The sequence below is a fragment of the Pseudomonas sp. 1176_21 genome, from assembly GCF_052850635.1.
Window position 1 is genome coordinate 132,993 of the sequence record NZ_VXCV01000006.1, and the last position, 18,604, is coordinate 151,596.

Annotated in this window: 15 protein-coding genes; 9 read left to right on the forward strand and 6 right to left on the reverse strand. The window is 63.8% G+C overall.

Going from position 1 to position 18,604, the window contains the following annotated elements; genetic code table 11:
* Positions 1 to 40: 40 nt before the first annotated feature.
* Positions 41 to 610 carry an SPOR domain-containing protein gene (locus tag FW760_RS15975; protein ID WP_054915273.1) on the reverse strand — a complete coding sequence of 190 codons (570 nt, stop codon included), beginning with the start codon at positions 608 to 610 and terminating at the stop codon, positions 41 to 43.
* A gap of 93 nt (positions 611 to 703) precedes the next feature.
* On the opposite strand from FW760_RS15975, the gene FW760_RS15980 reads away from it, so the two are divergent.
* Positions 704 to 1,168, forward strand: a complete 465-nt coding sequence (locus FW760_RS15980) for a cysteine hydrolase family protein (RefSeq protein ID WP_043859730.1) — start codon at positions 704 to 706, stop codon at positions 1,166 to 1,168.
* Between the two features lie 46 nt (positions 1,169 to 1,214).
* On the opposite strand, the gene FW760_RS15985 is transcribed toward FW760_RS15980, so the two are convergent.
* The 4 genes from FW760_RS15985 to FW760_RS16000 all read right to left on the reverse strand — a co-directional run bounded on the left by FW760_RS15985 (position 1,215) and on the right by FW760_RS16000 (position 5,634).
* Positions 1,215 to 3,461: an Orn/Lys/Arg family decarboxylase gene (locus FW760_RS15985; RefSeq protein WP_043859729.1), complete on the reverse strand. Its 2,247-nt coding sequence runs from the start codon at positions 3,459 to 3,461 to the stop codon at positions 1,215 to 1,217.
* 86 nt (positions 3,462 to 3,547) lie between these two features.
* The gene (dnaQ, locus tag FW760_RS15990; protein ID WP_229589435.1) at positions 3,548 to 4,300 is read right to left on the reverse strand and encodes a DNA polymerase III subunit epsilon; all 753 of its coding nucleotides are present in this window, start codon (positions 4,298 to 4,300) and stop codon (positions 3,548 to 3,550) included.
* Between the two features lie 86 nt (positions 4,301 to 4,386).
* The gene (gene rnhA, locus FW760_RS15995; RefSeq protein ID WP_043859728.1) at positions 4,387 to 4,842 is read right to left on the reverse strand and encodes a ribonuclease HI; all 456 of its coding nucleotides are present in this window, start codon (positions 4,840 to 4,842) and stop codon (positions 4,387 to 4,389) included.
* A gap of 9 nt (positions 4,843 to 4,851) precedes the next feature.
* The gene (locus tag FW760_RS16000; RefSeq protein ID WP_043859727.1) at positions 4,852 to 5,634 is read right to left on the reverse strand and encodes a class I SAM-dependent methyltransferase; all 783 of its coding nucleotides are present in this window, start codon (positions 5,632 to 5,634) and stop codon (positions 4,852 to 4,854) included.
* Between the two features lie 80 nt (positions 5,635 to 5,714).
* Here FW760_RS16000 and gloB point away from each other — a divergent pair, with 80 nt between their 5' ends.
* The 8 genes from gloB to fabI all read left to right on the forward strand — a co-directional run bounded on the left by gloB (position 5,715) and on the right by fabI (position 16,347).
* Positions 5,715 to 6,494, forward strand: a complete 780-nt coding sequence (gene gloB / locus FW760_RS16005) for a hydroxyacylglutathione hydrolase (protein ID WP_415378078.1) — start codon at positions 5,715 to 5,717, stop codon at positions 6,492 to 6,494.
* Positions 6,495 to 6,593: 99 nt separating this feature from the next.
* Positions 6,594 to 8,015, forward strand: coding sequence for a LysM peptidoglycan-binding domain-containing protein (locus tag FW760_RS16010; RefSeq protein ID WP_043859725.1), 1,422 nt, complete (start codon positions 6,594 to 6,596; stop codon positions 8,013 to 8,015).
* A 119-nt stretch (positions 8,016 to 8,134) separates the two neighbouring features.
* Positions 8,135 to 9,967 (forward strand): extracellular solute-binding protein, encoded by a 1,833-nt coding sequence (locus FW760_RS16015; protein ID WP_054915278.1) that lies wholly within the window; start codon positions 8,135 to 8,137, stop codon positions 9,965 to 9,967.
* Complete coding sequence (locus FW760_RS16020; protein ID WP_058541305.1) at positions 9,964 to 11,826, forward strand: extracellular solute-binding protein; 1,863 nt, start codon at positions 9,964 to 9,966, stop codon at positions 11,824 to 11,826. The genes FW760_RS16015 and FW760_RS16020 overlap by 4 nt, the downstream gene beginning before the upstream one ends.
* 1 nt (position 11,827) lies before the next feature.
* Positions 11,828 to 12,901 (forward strand): microcin C ABC transporter permease YejB, encoded by a 1,074-nt coding sequence (locus FW760_RS16025; RefSeq protein WP_043864486.1) that lies wholly within the window; start codon positions 11,828 to 11,830, stop codon positions 12,899 to 12,901.
* A gap of 1 nt (position 12,902) precedes the next feature.
* Positions 12,903 to 13,922, forward strand: a complete 1,020-nt coding sequence (locus FW760_RS16030; protein ID WP_043864487.1) for an ABC transporter permease — start codon at positions 12,903 to 12,905, stop codon at positions 13,920 to 13,922.
* A gap of 1 nt (position 13,923) precedes the next feature.
* Positions 13,924 to 15,534 carry an ABC transporter ATP-binding protein gene (locus FW760_RS16035; RefSeq protein WP_043864488.1) on the forward strand — a complete coding sequence of 537 codons (1,611 nt, stop codon included), beginning with the start codon at positions 13,924 to 13,926 and terminating at the stop codon, positions 15,532 to 15,534.
* An 18-nt stretch (positions 15,535 to 15,552) separates the two neighbouring features.
* Positions 15,553 to 16,347, forward strand: a complete 795-nt coding sequence (gene fabI / locus FW760_RS16040) for an enoyl-ACP reductase FabI (RefSeq protein WP_043864489.1) — start codon at positions 15,553 to 15,555, stop codon at positions 16,345 to 16,347.
* A 195-nt stretch (positions 16,348 to 16,542) separates the two neighbouring features.
* Here fabI and FW760_RS16045 read toward each other — a convergent pair whose 3' ends face one another.
* Positions 16,543 to 18,414, reverse strand: a complete 1,872-nt coding sequence (locus FW760_RS16045) for a SurA N-terminal domain-containing protein (RefSeq protein WP_446443878.1) — start codon at positions 18,412 to 18,414, stop codon at positions 16,543 to 16,545.
* Positions 18,415 to 18,604 lie beyond the last annotated feature (190 nt).

Consider the following 18,604-nt stretch of genomic DNA (forward strand, 5'->3'; position numbering starts at 1 on the left):
AAGACAAGCCGTGAGTGTAAGAGGCGCCGCCGCGTGCTGGCTAGCGCTCGGCGCCGTGCTGGATGACCACCGAATCGGTACCCAGGCGCGCCATCACATCGTTCTTGCTGGCCAGGGCCTCCTCTTTTGTCGGGTAAGGGCCCAGGAGTACCACCGGCTTGCCGTCGCGGTACACCACCGAGGATGGAATCTGTTTTTCGATCAGGCGCGCGGTCATGTCGCTGAGGGCGCCCATGTTCGGGCCCTGGATGATCTCGACGTCCCAGCCTTCGGGCGCGGGCTGGTCGGCCAGGGCATCGGCACGGCGCTGCAGGTCGGCACCACCGCAGATTTCGCGGATGCGCAGGTCGCCGCCGGTTTCGTCGATGATGATCTGGTAGTCGTCGCCCTGCTTGATGGCCACGTAGCTGCGGTAAGGCTGGAACACACCGGCCGCGTCCTTGCCACGGAACTGGCCGCAGATATCGCCCTGCTTGTTGAATCGCACGTTGGCGAACTTGGCCGTCTTCGGGTTATCCAGATGCTCGGCAACCTGCTTGTGTACCCGTTCGGCATCGTTGTCACAGCCGGCCAGGGCCAGCACTGCCATTACCACCGCCACTTTGCGCACGCGTCTATCTCCAGGTTTCAAGCGGCGGATTTTAGCATCTGTGCAAGGCCGGGGGTTACAATCGCCCGGCCTTGAACTTCCATAGGGCCTTCCATGCGCCAGGTACTGCTGATTATCGACGTACAACCCTCGTTCAACCCGCCGCAATGGCTGGTAGACGGCATAGCATCACTGATCGGCCGCATGCCGTCGGTGGCGAGCGTGGAGCGCCATGATGAATCGGTGACCCCGTTTCAACGTCAGCTGGGCTGGCAACCGGCGGCGCACGACCAGAGCCTGGTGGCGGCAGATCGTATCTTCATCAAGCATGGCTACGCCCCTACGGCCGAGATGCTGGATTACCTCAGGCAATTGAACCCCGAGCGCGTGCTGGTGTGCGGCATACAGACCGACACCTGCGTGCTGGCGGCGGGGTTCGCGCTGTTTGATGCGGGGCTGCAGCCGACCCTGATCAGCGACCTCACGGTAGGGTCGTCGCTGGATCGCTCGGGGCAGTTGGGGGTGAGCCTGTGGCGGCATCATTTCGGGCACGTGGTGAGTACGCAACAGTTGCGGTGAAGGCTTCGCCGGCAAGGCCGGCGAAGCGGCCAGCACAAACCATCCCTCATTCGCGGATGCAATCCACCGTATACACGTCCCCCACCTCATGCTGCAGCCCGTGCACATCGGCCACAAACCCGGGGAACCCACGGTCGAACGCCCGTGCAAAGCCCAGGTAGTCGATGATCGAGCGCGTCGACTCGGTAAAGCGCTCCCCGGGCATGATCAACGGAATCCCCGGCGGGTACGGCACCAGCATCACCGCCGCCACCCGCCCGATCAGGCGCTCGATCGGCACCGCCTCGACCTCGCCGCGCACCAGCTTGTCATACGCATCCCCCGGCTTCATCACCACCTCGGGCAAACGCGTATACAAGCGCTTGAGCTGCTTGGCGGTGGCGTTGGCGCGGTAGCATTCGTGCAACTGCTCGCACAGGTCGCGCAGGCCCATGCCGTGGTAGCGCAACGGGTCCAGCTGCGCCACGCACGGCAGGCTCTGCAGCAGCGCGGTATTGGCGTCGTAGTTGCGCTTGAACTCCAGCAGTTCGGTGAGCAAGGTGCTCCACTTGCCCTTGGTGATCCCCATCGAGAACAGCACCAGAAACGAATACAGGCCGGTCTTCTCCACCACCAGCCCGCGCTCCCACAGGAACTTGCTGACCACTGCCGCAGGAATACCATGCTCGCCCAGGCTGCCGCCCGCATCCAGCCCCGGCATCACCAGCGTGACCTTGATCGGGTCGAGCAGCACGTAGTCTTCGCTCACATCGCCAAAGCCGTGCCATTCGGCCTGGGGTTGCAGCAGCCAGTCCTCGGTCGCCACGCGGTGAATGCCACCCACCTGCGGCGGTTGCCAGATACTGAACCACCAGTCGTCGTCGGCCAGGTGCTCGCGCAGGTTGGCCAGCGCACGCCGAAAGCTCAGCGCCTCGTCGAACATTTCCTGCAGCAGCGAGCGCCCAGCCGGGCCTTCCATCATCGCCGACGACACGTCCAGCGAGGCCAGGATGCTGTACTGCGGCGAGGTGGAGATATGCATCATGAACGCCTCGTTGAATCGATCACGGTCGAGCTGGCGTGCACCGCCGTCCTGCACGTGGATCATCGAGGCCTGGCTGAACGCGGCCAGCAGCTTGTGGGTGGAATGGGTGCTGAACACCAACGGGCTGTCGGCACTGCGCGAAGTACCCATGGCGTAACGCCCGGCAAAGAATTCATGAAACGCCGCGTAGGCGTACCAGGCCTCGTCGAAATGCAGCACCTCGACACTGTTGCCCAGCACCTGCTTGATCATCTCGGCGTTGTAGCACAGCCCGTCATAGGTGGAGTTGGTCACCACCGCCATCTTCACCCGCGGCTCGCGCCCTGCGGCCAGCGGGTTGGCCTCGATCTTGGCCTGGATCGCCTCGCGGCTGAACTCGCTCAGCGGGATGGGGCCGATGATGCCCAGTTCGTTGCGCTCCGGACACAGGTACAGGGGGATTGCGCCGGTCATGATGATTGCGTGCAGCACCGACTTGTGACAGTTGCGATCCACCAGCACCAGGTCGTCACGCCCGACCATCGAGTGCCAGACGATCTTGTTGGCGGTGGAGGTGCCGTTGATCACGAAGAAGGTGTGGTCGGCGCCGAAGTTGCGCGCCGCACGCGCTTCGGCCGCCGCCAGGGGGCCGGTATGGTCGAGCAGCGAACCCAGCTCCGGCACCGACACCGACAGGTCCGAACGCAGGGTGTTCTCGCCGAAGAACTGGTGAAACGCCTGGCCCACCGGGCTCTTGCGATACGCCACGCCACCGCCATGGCCCGGCGTGTGCCACGAGTAGTTCGATTGCGCGGTGTGCTGCACCAGGGCCTTGAAGAACGGCGGCAGCAGGCCGTCCAGGTAGTTGTGCGCCGCCCGCGCCACTTGTCGGGCCAGAAACGGCACGGTGTCTTCGAACAGGTAAAGGATGCCGCGCAACTGGTTCAGTTCGCTCATGGCGTCGGCCGGGGCGTTCTCCAGGGTCACCTGCTCGCCCAGTGCGAAGATCGGCAAGTGCGGTGCGCGCACACGCGCCAGGCGGATCAGCTCGACCATGTTCTGCAGCAGGTGGGTGTTTTCCCCCGCGCCTTCGGCCGCAATCAGCATGCAGGCCAGGCCGTGGTGGGTGGCCGCTACCAGGCGGCCCTCGGCGTAGTCCACCGCCGGCAGAATGGTAAAGCCGTCCTGGGCCAGTTCCTGGGCAATGCCGCGCACGCGATCACCGGCCACGCTGTCGGCCTTGATATCGCGGTGCACGATGAGTATCGGAAACTTGAGGTCCTTGTACATGGGCGCCGGCACCTTCTGAGCGACAGGCCGTGAGGCCGTTCATTTCAGGGTAGAAGGTCGGCGCCAGGTACGCGGCGGGATTTGCTTCAGCGGGCCTCGAGCAGTTGCTGCCACAAGGCCGGGCCACCGGTGGATTTTGCCACTGCTTCAAGGCGCGCCATGTGCGCTTGCAGCTCTGCCTCGGTGGCCGGGATGATGCGCCCCGGCTGACGCCCCACCAGCCGACGGATCTCGCTGCCCTGGCTGGACTGGCCTTCGCCCTCGCTGTCGCTGCCGGCCAGTGACAGGCTGGTCTGGCCGCCGGTCATGGCCAGGAACACGTCCGCCAGCAACTCGGAGTCGAGCAACGCGCCGTGCAGTTCGCGGCCGGAGTTGTCTACGCCATAGCGTTTGCACAAGGCATCGAGGCTGTTGCGCTGGCCGGGGTGACGCTCGCGGGCCATCAGCAGGGTGTCGAGCACCTCGCAGTGCTGTGCGATATCGGCGCGATCGTGCTGGCCGAGCATGGCGAATTCGTTGTTGATGAAACCAACGTCGAACGCCGCGTTGTGGATGATCAGCCGCGCGCCCTTGATGTACTCGAAGAACTCGTCGGCGATTTCGGCGAAACGCGGCTTGCCCACCAGGAATTCGTCGGTGATGCCGTGCACCCCGATCGCGCCCTCGTCGCTTTCGCGGTCGGGCTGCAGGTACACGTGGAAATTGCGTCCGGTCATGCGCCGGCCGACCAGCTCGATACAGCCGATTTCGATGATGCGGTGACCATCGGCCACCGGCATGCCGGTGGTTTCGGTGTCGAGCACTACCGACCTGTTGTTCTGCATCTCCACGTCGGTCATCTCCTGCCGCGTACTGCCTGAATATTGAAAGCGGCGAATTTTACCTCACCCGGGGCAGGATGTGGCGAATTCGCTAAAGGGAGGGTTCAGCGTTGCTTGCGCAGATCGTCGACGCCGCGGTTGGCCAGCTGGTCGGCACGCTCGTTGCCGGCGTGGCCGACGTGCCCGCGCACCCACTGCCATTTCACGTTGTGGCGGTTGACCTGTTCGTCGAGCTGCTGCCACAGGTCGGCGTTCTTGACCGGCTCCTTGGCGGCGGTCTTCCAGCCACGCTTCTTCCAGTTGACCATCCACTCGGTGATGCCTTTCATCACGTACTGCGAGTCGGTCACCAGCAGTACATCACACTGGCGCTTGAGCGCCTCGAGGCCCTTGATGGCGGCCATCAGTTCCATGCGGTTGTTGGTGGTTTCGCGCTCGCCGCCCCACAGCTCCTTTTCGACGCCCTTGCAGACCAGCAGCGCGCCCCAGCCGCCCAGGCCAGGATTGCCCTTGCAGGCACCATCGGTGTAGATCTCGACGCTTTCGACGCTTTCGCTCATGTACAGCCTTTATTCATCATTGAAGGTGCGGCCCTCGGGGTGAGGCGTGCGCCGGTTGACCTTGGCCATCGGCAACGGCAGCAGCTTGCCCATCGGCTCGCGGCGCACCTGGCGCAGCGGGCGCAGGCCCACCACCATCTTGCGCGCCACCAGCACGTACACACCGCCACCGGATATCTGCCAGCGCCCGGCAGCACGCTCCCAGCCAGACAACCGTGCCTGCCAGGCCGGCGAGGCAAGCGGCGGACGATAGCACCCGAAGCGGCGTTTCTCCAGCGCGAAGCCCAGCAGGTTGAGCCAGTCGCCCACCCGCGACGGCGAGATGCAGCGCGCCTTGCGCAACGCATCATGGGCAAACACCCGGCGCAGGCCCCAGGTGCTCCAGGGGTTGATCCCGACGATCAGCAGGTGCCCGCCAGGGCGCACGCTGCTGGCCGCCTCGCGCAGCAGGCCGTGGGGCGAGAGGCTGAAGTCCAGCCCGTGCTGCAGCACCACCACGTCGGCGGCGTGCTCGCTCAGGGGCCAGGCCTGTTCTTCGCACACGATCTCGACGCCCGGCAGCGGCGCCCCCAGGCGCACGTTGCGTTGCACCTGCGGGGCATTGGGCGGTGCCTCGGCGCAAGGGCCGTAATGCACCAGGTAGCCACCGAAGAAGCGCCCCAGCTCCTCTTCGAGCAGGCGCTGTTCCCCGGCGAGCAGCTGCTGGCCCAGCGGGCCGGCGAACCACTCGCGCGCCTGGCTGATCAGCTCGAGCCACTGCGGGTCGGCCTGGGCAAAGGCTTGATCGGTCATTGCTGTCTCCCTTGGAAGGTTCTCGACAACGCACATAGCTACTAAGATGCACCCATGTCCACCGTTTGGCGAATCGCACGATGATACAGATACAGGCCCTGCCCGCTTTCAGTGATAACTACATCTGGTTGTTACAAGATGCCGTGAACCAGCGCTGTGCGGTGGTCGACCCGGGCGATGCCGCCCCCGTGCTGGCCTGGCTGCAGGCGCATGCCGACTGGCAACTGACCGACATTCTGATCACCCATCACCACCACGATCATGTGGGCGGCGTTGAGCAGCTCAAGGCGCACACCGGCGCCCGCGTCAGCGGCCCGGCCAACGAACGCATACCCGCCCGCGACCAGGCCCTGAACGACAATGACCGCCTCGAGGTGCTGGGGCTTGAGTTCCAGGTGTTCGCCGTACCCGGCCACACCCTGGGGCACATCGCCTATTACTGTGCCCAGCCGCAGTTGCCGATGCTGTTCTGTGGCGACACGCTGTTCGCCGCCGGCTGCGGGCGCCTGTTCGAGGGCACGCCGGAGCAGATGCACCACTCGCTGGAGTGCCTGGCAGCGCTGCCGGCGGCCACCCAGGTGTATTGCGCCCACGAATACACCCTGAGCAACCTGCGCTTTGCCTGTGCGGTCGAGCCGCAGAACCCGCACGTTATCCAACGCTTCGAAGACGTTACCGCACTGCGCGCGCAAGATCGCATCACTTTGCCCTCCACCATCGCGCTGGAGAAGCTGACCAACCCGTTTTTGCGGGTAGCAGAAACATCCGTTAAACAAAAAATAGACGAACGGGTGGGCCGCATAAACCCTACGCCCAGTGCTGTTTTGGCGGGGTTGCGGGCCTGGAAAGACACGTTCTAAACAGGCGCTGTGAAGGTCGGAAAATTCTCAAAGGTTGACCGATGGGGGGTGCCTTTCTAGAATCGCCCGACATTTTTGCCCGGAACTTTCCCCCAGCCAATGTCGTCCCCTAGCCGCAGAACCTTCAATTCCGTTGCCCTGACGCGCCTGGCCCAAGCCAGTGCGCTGGCCCTGGCCGCCACCCTCGTGGGCTGCCAGAGCACGCGCCAGGTCGATGAATCCGATAGCGTTCGCGCGCACAACTTCCAGGCGCGGATCAAGCAGAAACCGATCTTCGTGCATGACAAGAAGCCGGTCGAGCCAGCCGTGGCCCAGGACGTCTGGGAACGCATGCGCCAGGGCTTCCAGTTGCAGGACGGCATTGCGGTGAACCCGCGCATCGAGCAGCAGCGCCTGTGGTTCGCCAGCAACCCTTCGTTCCTGGAAGGCGCCGGCGACCGCGGCAGCCTGTACATCCACTACATCGTCGAGCGTCTTGAAGAGCGCGACATGCCGCTGGAGCTGGCCCTGCTGCCTGCAATCGAAAGTGCCTACAACCCGATGGCCTATTCCCGCGCCCACGCGGTGGGCCTGTGGCAGTTCATCCCGTCCACCGGGCGCTACTTCAACCTGCGCCAGACGCGCTTCTACGATGGCCGTCGCGACATCACCGCCTCGACCAACGCGGCGCTGGACTACCTGACCCGCCTGCACGACATGTTCAACGGCGACTGGCTGCTGGCCCTGGCGGCCTACAACGCCGGTGAAGGCACGGTCAGCCGCGCCATCGAGCGCAACGAGAAGCTCGGCCTGCCAACCGACTACTGGAACCTGCCGCTGCCCAAGGAAACCCGTGACTACGTGCCAAAGCTGCTGGCCCTGTCGCAGGTGGTACTGACCCCGCAGGCGTACGGCGTGAACCTCAACCCGATTGCCAACGAACCCTACTTCGAAGCCGTGGCGATCAAGGACCGGCTCGACCTGTCGCGGGTCGCCGCACTGGCCGAGATCGACGAAGACGAACTGTTCCAGCTCAACCCGGCCTTCAAGAAACGCATGACCGTGGACGGCCCGCAGCAGTTGCTGGTACCCACCGCCAAGGCGCAACTGCTGACCACCAGCCTGTCGAACATGAAGCCCGAAGAGCTGCTCAGCCTGCAGCCGAAAAAGGCGGTATTCGAGGCAGCCCTGGCCGAAGCCTCGACGCCGGTGCGCAACAGCCGCTACCGGGTCAAGCGTGGCGACAACCTGGGCAGCATCGCCCGGGCCAACAAGGTCAGCGTCAAGGACCTGCAGCGCTGGAACAAGCTGCGCGGCAACAACCTCAAGGTCGGCCAGACCCTGGTGATGCAAGGTGCGCAGCCTGCCAGCGCGGCCGGCAACCAGAAGAAGCCTACCCAGTACAAGGTGCGCAAAGGCGATTCGCTGTACATGGTGGCCAAGCGTTTCAACGTTGAAATGCAGCACCTCAAGCGTTGGAATCCGCGCAGCGGCCACGCCCTCAAGCCCGGCCAGACCCTCACCGTCTACCTGCCGCACTGAGACCCGGGCCAGGCCCGCCTGGCCGCGGCCCCGGCGATCTCCGGGGCTGCTCTTTTTCCTGCCGATACAAGCTGTTACTGTAGCCGGAATAAAGCCCAAGCCCGGATCGGATCGCCGACTTGATACGTCCCCTCCTGTTGCTGTCATTCAGCCTGGCCTTGAGCTTTCCCGCGGGCGCGACCATCAGCGAAAGTCACGGTTACGCCCAGTTCGGCACGCTCAAGTACCCAGCCAAATTCACCCATTTCGATTGGGTAAACCCGCAAGCGCCCAAAGGCGGCACCTTGCGCGCCATGGCATTCGGCACGTTCGATACCCTCAACCCCTATACCTTCAAGGGCTCAAGCCCGGTCACCACGCCAAACTTCCTGCAGTACGGGGTGAACGAGCTGAACGAGACCCTGATGGTCGGCACCGGCCAGCGCGACCCCTCCGGCGATGAAGCCACCTCCAGCTACGGGCTGATCGCCCGTTCGGTGGAGTACAGCGAAGACCGCAGCTGGGTGGTGTTCAACCTGCGTCCCGAGGCACGCTTTCACGATGGCCGGCCGATCACCGCCGCCGACGTGGCGTTCTCCTACCGCACCCTGCTCAAGGAAGGCCACCCGCTCTACCGCACCAACCTGCAGGAAGTGCAGCGAGTCGACATCCTCAACCCCAAGCGCATCCGCTTCGTGTTCAAGCGTGCCGGCAACCCGCTGCTGATCTTGCGCCTGGGCGAAATGCCGGTGCTGCCCCAGCATTACTGGAAAGGCCGCGACTTCAAGGCCACTACCTTCGAACCGCCACTGGGCAGCGGCCCGTACCGCATCACCCAGGTACAGCCAGGTCGAAGCCTGGTGTTCGAGCGGGTCAAGGACTACTGGGGCAAGGACCTGGCAGTCAACCGCGGCAAGTACAACTTCGACCGCGTCGAGTTCGAGTTCTACCGCGACAGCGATGTGGCCTTCGAGGCCTTCAAGGCGGGTGAATTCGATGTCTACATCGAGCACCAGGCCAAGAACTGGGCCACCGGCTACAACTTCCCCGCTGTGCGTCGTGGTCAGGTGATCCAGGCGCAGATCGCCCACCAGATCCCGACCCAGACCCAGGGGTTGTTCATGAACAGCCGGCGCGCCGCCTTCAGCGACGACCGCGTGCGCCAGGCCCTTGGCCTGATGCTGGACTTCGAATGGACCAACCGCACCCTGTTCAGCAGCGCCTACAAGCGCGCCAGCAGTTACTACCCCAACAGCGAGTTCAGCGCCACCGGCCTGCCGGTGGGCAAGGAGTGGCTGCTGCTGGCGCCGTACCGCGACCAACTGCCTGCCGCCCTGTTCACCCAGCCCTACAGCGTGGGCAAGACCAACGGGCGCGGTATCGACCGCGATACCCTGCGCCAGGCCCTCAACCTGCTCGGCCAGGCAGGCTGGAAGCTCAGCGGCCAGCGCCTGCTCAACAGCAACGGGCAGCCGCTGAAGCTGGAAATTCTGCTGGTGAACCCGAACCTGGAGCGGATCCTGCAACCTTATGTCGAAAATCTTGCCAGCATCGGTATCGACGCGCGCTTGCGCACGGTAGACCGGGCCCAGTACAAACAGCGGCTGGACCAATTTGATTTCGACATGATTCTGATGACCCTGAACCAGACCCTGAGCCCGGGCCTCGAGCAGTGGCTGTATTTTCATTCCAGCCAGGCCGCCACCAAAGGCAGCAAGAATTACGCGGGCGTGAAGAGCCCGGTGGTCGACCACCTGCTAGAGTCCCTGCTCAATGCACAGAGCCGCGACGATCAGGTGGCTGCGGCGCGCGCCCTCGATCGAGTGCTGCTATGGCAGCACTACATGGTTCCCAACTGGTATCTCGACTATCACCGCCTGGCCTACCGCAACCGGTTTGCCTTTGTCGCCACGCCGCCCTACACCCTGGGGCTGAACAGCTGGTGGCTCAAGCCCACGGAGAACGCCCAATGATGCCATTGCCGTGCCTGCGCCTGATCGCAGGCGGCCTGCTGCTGGCCAGCCTGAGCCTTCAGGCCCTGGCCGCCCCGCAACATGCAGTGACCCTCTACGACGAAGCGCCCAAGTACCCGGCCAACTTCAAGCATTTCGACTATGTGAACCCCGACGCGCCCAAGGGCGGCACCTTTCGCGTCAACGGCTCCGGCAGCTTCGACAGCCTCAACCCCTTCATCAACAAGGGCGTGCCGGCCGACAACATCGATCTGGTATACGACACCCTGGCGCGCAACAGCCTCGATGAGCCATTCACCGAATACGGGCTGCTGGCCAGGCAGATCGAAAAAGCCCCCGACAACAGCTGGGTGCGCTTCTACCTGCGCCCCGAGGCGCGCTTTCAGGATGGCCATCCGGTTCGTGCCGAAGACGTCGTGTTCACTTTCAACACCCTGGTCACCAGCGGCGCACCGCTGTACCGCGCCTACTATGCCGACGTCGACGAAGTGATCGCCGAAGACCCGCTGCGTGTGCTGTTCAAGTTCAAGCACAAGGGCAACCGTGAACTGCCGCTGATCCTCGGCCAGTTGCCGGTGCTGCCCAAGCACTGGTGGGCCACCCGCGACTTCACCAAAGGCAACCTGGAGATCCCCCTGGGCAGCGGGCCGTACAAGGTCGCCGAGGTCAAGGCCGGGCGCTCGGTCCGCTACGTGCGCGACCCCGACTACTGGGGCAAGGACCTGCCGATCAACCGCGGCTTCTACAATTTCGACACCATTCGCGTCGACTACTACCGCGACAACACCGTGGCGCTCGAGGCGCTCAAGGCCGGCCAGTTCGACTACTGGCTGGAGGTCAGCGCCAAGAACTGGGCCACCGCCTACAACATCCCGGCAGTACGCCAGAACCGCCTTATCCGCGAAGAGATCGCCAACGGCAACCCGACCGGCATGCAGGGCTTCGTGTTCAACCTGCGCCGCCCGATCTTCCAGGACGTGCGCGTGCGTGAGGCACTGAGCCTGCTGCTGGACTTCGAGTGGACCAACAAGCAGCTGTTCAATGGCGCCTACACCCGCACCACCAGCTACTTCGAAAACTCCGACATGGCGGCCAGCGGCCTGCCGGATGCGGCCGAACTGAAACTGCTGGAACCGCTGCGCGGGCAGATCCCCGACAAGGTGTTCACCGAAGCGTTCAAGAACCCGGTCACCGATGGCAGCGGCATGATCCGCGAGCAGCAACGCCAGGCCTACAAGCTGCTGCAGGAAGCCGGCTGGCGCATCCAGGACGACAAGATGGTGGATGCCCAGGGCAAGCCGGTGGTGATCGAGTTTCTGCTCGCCCAGACCGAGTTCGAGCGCATCCTGCTGCCCTACAAGCGCAACCTGGCCGACCTGGGCATCGAGCTGAACATTCGCCGGGTGGACGTATCGGAGTACATCAACCGCCTGCGCTCGCGCGACTTCGACATGATCGTGGGCGGCTTCCCGCAATCCAACTCGCCGGGCAACGAGCAACGCGAGTTCTGGCAGAGCGCCAGCGCCGACAAGCCCGGCAGCCGCAACTTCATGGGCCTCAAGGACCCGGCCGTGGACACCCTGGTGGACGGTCTGATCAATGCCGACTCGCGCCAGAGCCTGATCGAACACACCCGTGCCCTGGACCGCGTGCTGCAATGGGGCTACTACGTGGTGCCCAACTGGCACATCAAGACCTGGCGCGTGGCGTACTGGAACCATATCGGCCACCCGGCCACGCCGCCCAAGTACGACATCGGCATCAACACCTGGTGGATCAAGCCGGATGTGAAACCGGTGGTGCCGGGGGCCGCAGATGCCGCCCCAGCCGATGCTGCCCCAGCGGGCGAGGCACCTTGACATGCTCGCCTATATCTTTCGCCGCCTGTTGCTGATCATCCCCACCCTGCTGGGTATCCTGATCATCAACTTCGTGATCATCCAGGCCGCGCCCGGTGGCCCGGTGGAACAGATGATCGCCAAGCTCGAGGGCTTCGACGGCGCCACCAGCCGCATCGCCGGTGGCGGTTCGGAAGTATCCGTGGCCGGCTCCAACTACCGTGGCGCCCAGGGCCTGGACCCTGCCCTGGTCAAGGAAATCGAGCGCATGTACGGCTTCGACAAGCCGGCGCCGGAACGCCTGTGGATCATGATCAAGAACTACGCCCGGCTGGATTTCGGCGACAGCTTCTTCCGCGACGCCAAGGTCATCGACCTGATTGCCGAGAAGATGCCGGTGTCGATCTCGCTGGGGCTGTGGAGCACGCTGATCATGTACCTGGTGTCGATCCCCCTGGGGATCGCCAAGGCTACCCGGCACGGCAGCCACTTCGACGTGTGGACCAGTTCGGCCATCATCGTCGGCTATGCGATCCCGGCATTCCTGTTCGCCATCCTGCTGATCGTGCTGTTTGCCGGCGGCAGCTACCTGGACTGGTTCCCCTTGCGCGGGCTCACCTCGAACAACTTCGATGAACTGAGCACCACGGGCAAGATCCTCGATTACTTCTGGCACCTGACCCTGCCGGTGACCGCGCTGGTGATCGGCAACTTCGCCACCATGACCCTGCTGACCAAGAACAGCTTCCTCGACGAGATCAACAAGCAGTATGTGATCACCGCCAAGGCCAAGGGCCTGAGCCCCAACCGGGTGCTCTACGGGCACGTGTTTCGCAACGCGATGCTGCTGGTGATCGCGGGCTTCCCCTCGGCATTCATCGGCATCTTCTTCACCGGCTCGCTGCTGGTGGAGGTGATCTTCTCCCTCGACGGCCTGGGCCTGATGAGCTTCGAGGCGGCCATCAACCGCGACTACCCGGTGGTGTTCGGCACGCTGTTCATCTTCACCCTGCTGGGCCTGGTGGTGAAGCTGATCGGTGACCTGACCTACACCCTTGTCGATCCGCGTATCGACTTCGACAGCCGGGAGCACTGAGATGACCCTATCCCCTCTCAACCGCCGCCGCTTCGAACGCTTCAAGGCCAACCGCCGAGGCTGGTGGTCGCTGTGGCTGTTCCTGATCCTGTTCGGGCTGAGCCTGGGCGCCGAGCTGATCGCCAACGACAAGCCGCTGGCGGTGCGTTACGACGGCGAATGGTACTTTCCCGCCCTCAAGCGCTACCCCGAGACCACTTTCGGCGGCGAGTTCCCGCTGGAGGCCAACTACAAGAGCCCGTACATCCGCGAGTTGCTGGCAGCCAAGGACAGCTGGGTGCTGTGGGCACCGATCCCGTTCAGCTACCAGAGCATCAACTACGACCTGAAGGTGCCCGCCCCGGCCCCACCCTCGGCGCAGAACCTGCTGGGCACCGACGACCAGGGCCGCGACGTGCTGGCGCGGGTGATCTACGGCTTTCGCATCTCGGTGCTGTTCGCCCTGACGCTGACGGTGTTCAGCTCCATCATCGGGGTGATCGCAGGCGCCCTGCAGGGCTTCTATGGCGGCTGGGTCGACCTGGCCGGGCAGCGCTTTCTGGAGATCTGGTCGGGGTTGCCGGTGCTGTACCTGCTGATCATCCTGGCCAGTTTCGTGCAGCCCAACTTCTGGTGGCTGCTGGGCATCATGCTGCTGTTCTCGTGGATGAGCCTGGTGGACGTGGTGCGCGCCGAGTTCCTGCGCGGGCGCAACCTGGAATACGTGCGCGCTGCGCGGGCGCTGGGCATGCAGAACGGCGCGATCATGTACCGGCACATCCTGCCCAACGCGATGGTCTCGACCATGACCTTTTTGCCGTTCATCCTGACCGGCGCCATCGGCACCCTCACGGCGCTGGACTTTCTCGGCTTCGGCCTGCCACCGGGCGCGCCGTCGCTGGGCGAGCTGGTGGCCCAGGGCAAGTCCAACCTGCAGGCGCCGTGGCTGGGCATGAGCGCCTTCGCGGTACTGGCACTGATGCTCAGCCTGCTGGTGTTCATCGGCGAGTCCGCCCGCGATGCCTTCGACCCGAGGAAATGAGATGAGCAACGACACCTTGATCGAAGTGCGCGACCTGTCGGTGGAGTTCGTCACCGGGGCGCAGCAGCAACGCGTGGTCGAAGGCATCAGCTTCGACATCCGTCGTGGCGAGACATTGGCACTGGTGGGCGAAAGCGGCTCGGGCAAGTCGGTGACCGCGCACTCCATCCTGCGCCTGCTGCCCTACCCGCTGGCCCGCCACCCCAGCGGCAGCATCACCTACGAAGGCCAGGACCTGCTCAAGCTGGAAGAAAAACAGATGCGGCGCATTCGCGGCAACCGCATCGCGATGATCTTCCAGGAGCCGATGACCTCGCTCAACCCGCTGCACAACATCGAGAAGCAGATCAACGAGATTCTCATGCTGCACAAGGGCCTGCGCGGCAAGGCGGCCACCGAGCGCACCCTGGAGCTGCTGGAACTGGTGGGCATTCCCGACCCGGTCAAGCGCCTCAAGGCCCTGCCCCACGAGCTGTCGGGCGGTCAACGCCAGCGGGTGATGATCGCCATGGCCCTGGCCAACGAGCCGGAGCTGCTGATCGCCGACGAACCGACCACCGCGCTGGACGTCACCGTGCAGCTGAAAATCCTCGAATTGCTCAAGGACCTGCAGGCGCGCCTGGGCATGGCGCTGCTACTGATCAGTCACGATTTGAACCTGGTGAAAAGAATTGCCCACCGCGTATGTGTCATGCAGCGCGGTTGCATCGTCGAACAGGCGTCGTGTGACGAATTGTTCCGTGCCCCGCAGCATCCGTATACGCAAATGCTGCTCGGTGCCGAGCCCAGCGGCAAGCCTGCCGACAACCCGGTGGGCCCGCCGCTGCTGGAGGTCGAGGACCTGCGCGTGTGGTTCCCGATCAAGAAGGGCCTGCTGCGCAAGACCGTGGACCACGTCAAGGCGGTGGACGGCATCAACTTCAGCCTGCCCCAGGGCCAGACCCTGGGCATCGTGGGCGAGAGTGGTTCCGGCAAGTCTACCCTGGGCCTGGCGATCCTGCGGTTGATCGGCAGCCAGGGCGCGATACGCTTTGAAGGCCAGGCGCTGGACGGCCTGACCCAGCAACAGGTGCGGCCGTTGCGCCGCCAGATGCAGGTGGTGTTCCAGGACCCCTTCGGCAGCCTGAGCCCGCGCATGAGCGTGAGCGATATCGTCGGAGAGGGCCTGCGCATTCATCGGATTGGCACGGAGGCAGAGCAGGAACAGGCGATCATGGAGGCGCTCGAGGAAGTAGGACTGGATCCGCAAACCCGGCACCGCTACCCTCACGAGTTCTCCGGTGGCCAGCGACAACGTATTGCCATTGCCCGGGCACTGGTATTGAAACCGGCGCTGATACTGCTGGACGAGCCCACTTCGGCGCTCGACCGGACCGTTCAGCGCCAGGTGGTGGAACTGCTGCGTACGCTGCAGACCAAGTACAACCTGACCTACTTGTTCATCAGCCATGACCTGGCGGTGGTCAAGGCGCTCAGCCACCAGTTGATGGTGGTAAAGCAGGGCAAGGTGGTGGAACAAGGTCCGGCTACGGGTATTTTCAGCGCCCCGCAACATCCCTATACACAGCAGCTGCTGGAAGCCGCCTTTTTGGCCCCCACAGCTGTCGATTAACCTGAAGAGGAACAACACATGGGTTTTCTCGCCGGTAAGCGCGTACTGATCGTCGGTGTCGCAAGCAAACTGTCCATCGCATCCGGCATCGCTGCCGCCATGCATCGCGAGGGTGCAGAACTTGCCTTCACCTACCAGAACGAAAAGCTCAAGGGCCGCGTCGAAGAGTTCGCCGCTGGCTGGGGCTCCAGCCCTGAGCTGTGCTTCCCCTGTGACGTTGCCAGCGATGAAGAAATCGCCAAGGTCTTCGAAGAACTGAGCAAGAAGTGGGACGGCCTGGACTGCATCGTGCACTCCGTAGGCTTCGCGCCGGGCGACCAGCTCGACGGCGACTTCACCCAGGCCACCACCCGTGATGGCTTCCGCATTGCCCACGACATCAGCGCCTACAGCTTCGTGGCCCTGGCCAAGGCCGGTCGCGACATGATGAAGGGCCGCAATGGCAGCCTGCTGACCCTGTCGTACCTGGGCGCCGAGCGCACCATGCCCAACTACAACGTGATGGGCATGGCCAAGGCCAGCCTGGAAGCCGGCGTGCGCTACCTGGCGCGCAGCCTGGGCCCGGAAGGCACTCGTGTGAACGCCGTTTCGGCCGGCCCGATCCGTACCCTGGCAGCCTCGGGTATCAAGAACTTCCGCAAGATGCTGGACGCCAACGAAGCGCAGACCCCGCTGCGTCGCAACGTCACCATCGACGAAGTCGGCAACGCCGGCGCGTTCCTCTGCTCGGACCTGGCGTCGGGCGTGAGCGGTGAAATCATGTACGTGGACGGTGGCTTCAACACTACCGCCATGGGCGACCTTACCGAGTAAGGTTGGCAGGATGGGAAAAGGCCGCTGATGCGGCCTTTTCTTTTGTCCGGGATCTGGCCATTCGCCGGCAAGGCCGGCTCCTGAAGAGGTTGCGATCCCTGTAGGAGCCGGCCTTGCCGGCGAACGCCCCCGTACAACCAACACAAAAACAGAAAGGGCCGCATCAGCGGCCCTTTCCGTTTACAGCAGCATCACTCAGTAACGGGTGATGTCCGCCTTCTCTTCCAACTGCTTGCGGTACGCAGCGAAGTCCTGCTGGCCAGCACGCGACGCCAGGAAGCGACGGTAGGCCGCCTTCTCTTCGTCACTTGCCGCAGCACCTTCGTTGACGCCGTTCAGGCGCAGGACCACAAAGCTGCCGTCGTTCAAGGTGACGCTACCGAAGGTCGGCTTGTCCTTGGCTTGCGGCTTGCTCATGCGGAACACCGCCTGCAGCTCGGCTGGGTCGATGGCCTCCTGGTTGCGTGTGACCGCTTCCTGGACCTTCCAGCTCTGCCCTTCCTGGCTGGCTGCCAGTTCGACCTTGCCGTCGCGCAGGCCGGCGATCAGCGCCTCGCCCTTGGCCTTGGCCGCCGCACTGGCGTGCTCCCTGGCCAGGTGCTTGCGAATGCTTTCGCTCACCACTTCCAGCGGCAGTTGCTCAGGCTTGCGGTGCTCCTTGACACGGATGACCACGACCGTCTCCGGGTCCAGCTCGATGGCGGTGCTGTTGGCACCCTCTTCCAGCACTTCCGGGCTGAACGCCGCCTGGATCACCGCACGGTTGGCCGTGATGCCATCGCCACCTTCACGGCCGAACGGCGCCGAGGTGTTCAGCTTCAGGCCAAGCTCCTGGGCCGGCTGGGCCAGGTCGGAGGCTTCGAACGCCGAGTCCTCCAGCTGCTTGGTCACTTCGACGAAGCGCTGTTCGACCTGCTGGGTCTTGAGCTCGCGGGTCAGCTTGTCTTTCAGGCTGGCGAAGGTCGGCACTTCAGGTGCCTGCACATCCAGCAGCTTGATCAGGTGCCAACCGAAGTCGGTACGCACCGGCGCCGATACCTGGCCCTTGTTCAGCGCATACAACGCCTCTTCGAAGGCCGGGTCGTAGACGCCCTGGCCGGCATAGCCCAGGTCACCACCCGTGGCGGCAGAGCCCGGGTCCTGGGAGAACTCCTTGGCCAGCTTGGCAAAGTCTTCGCCTTTGTCCAGACGCTGCTTGATCTCTTCGATGCGAGCCTTGGCCTGGGCATCGTCAAGCTTGTCGTTGACTTCGATGAGGATGTGCGCGGCATGACGCTGCTCGGCCAGGTTGGCGATTTCCTTCTGGTACAGCGCCTGGAGCGCCTCGTCGTCGACCTTGACCTGGTCGAAGAACGCGGCCTTCTTCAGCTCGATGTAGTCGATGACCACCTGATCGGGGCTCATGAACTCCTTGGCGTGCTCGTCGTAGTGCGCCTTGATCTCTTCGTCGGTGACCTTGACCGCGGCCGGGTCGGCCTTGAAGGTCAGCGAAGCGAAATCACGGGTCTGCTTCTCCAGGCGGGCAAATGCCTCGACCTGCGAATCGGTAACAAAACCGCTGCCGGCCAGGCCAGCACGCAGTTGGCCGATCAGCATTTCCTGCGCCAGCATGTCGCGGAACTGCAGGCGACCGTAGCCCAGCTGACGAATCACCTGGTCGAAACGCTCGGGGCTGAACTTGCCGTCAACCTGGAACTCCGGCGTTTGCAGGATGACCTGGTCAAGCGCGGCTTCGGAGAAGCTGAACTTGGCATCCTTGGCGCCCTGGAGCAGCAGCTTGCGCTCGATGAGGCCCTTGAGTGCTGCTTCACGCAGCATTTTTTCATCCAGCAGGGAGGCGTCGAAATCCTTGCCCAGCTGTTGCATCAGTTGCCGACGTTGCATGTCGACAGCCTGGCTCAGCTCATTCTGGCTGATGGTGTCGCCATTGACCTTGGCAGCGTCCTGGCTATGGGTGGTGGCCTGGAAGATGGCATCGAAGCCGGTCAGCGCCATCAAGGCCACGATGACACCGATGATGGTCTTGGCAATCCAACCTTGTGAATTGTCCCTGATATTTTGAAGCATGCGTCCCCCAGAAACGGCCGTACTAAATAAACAACCGCGGAGCGTGGGTAGAGTCCTGATAGAAGAAAGGCGCATCCGAGGATGCGCCTTCTCGTAACTGGCGAAGCACACGGGAATCTGTTTTTGCGATTCCCCGTGCTGCGCTACCAGGCCAGGCGAAACCCGACCCGGTTAGGCGAAGCCTGAAAGA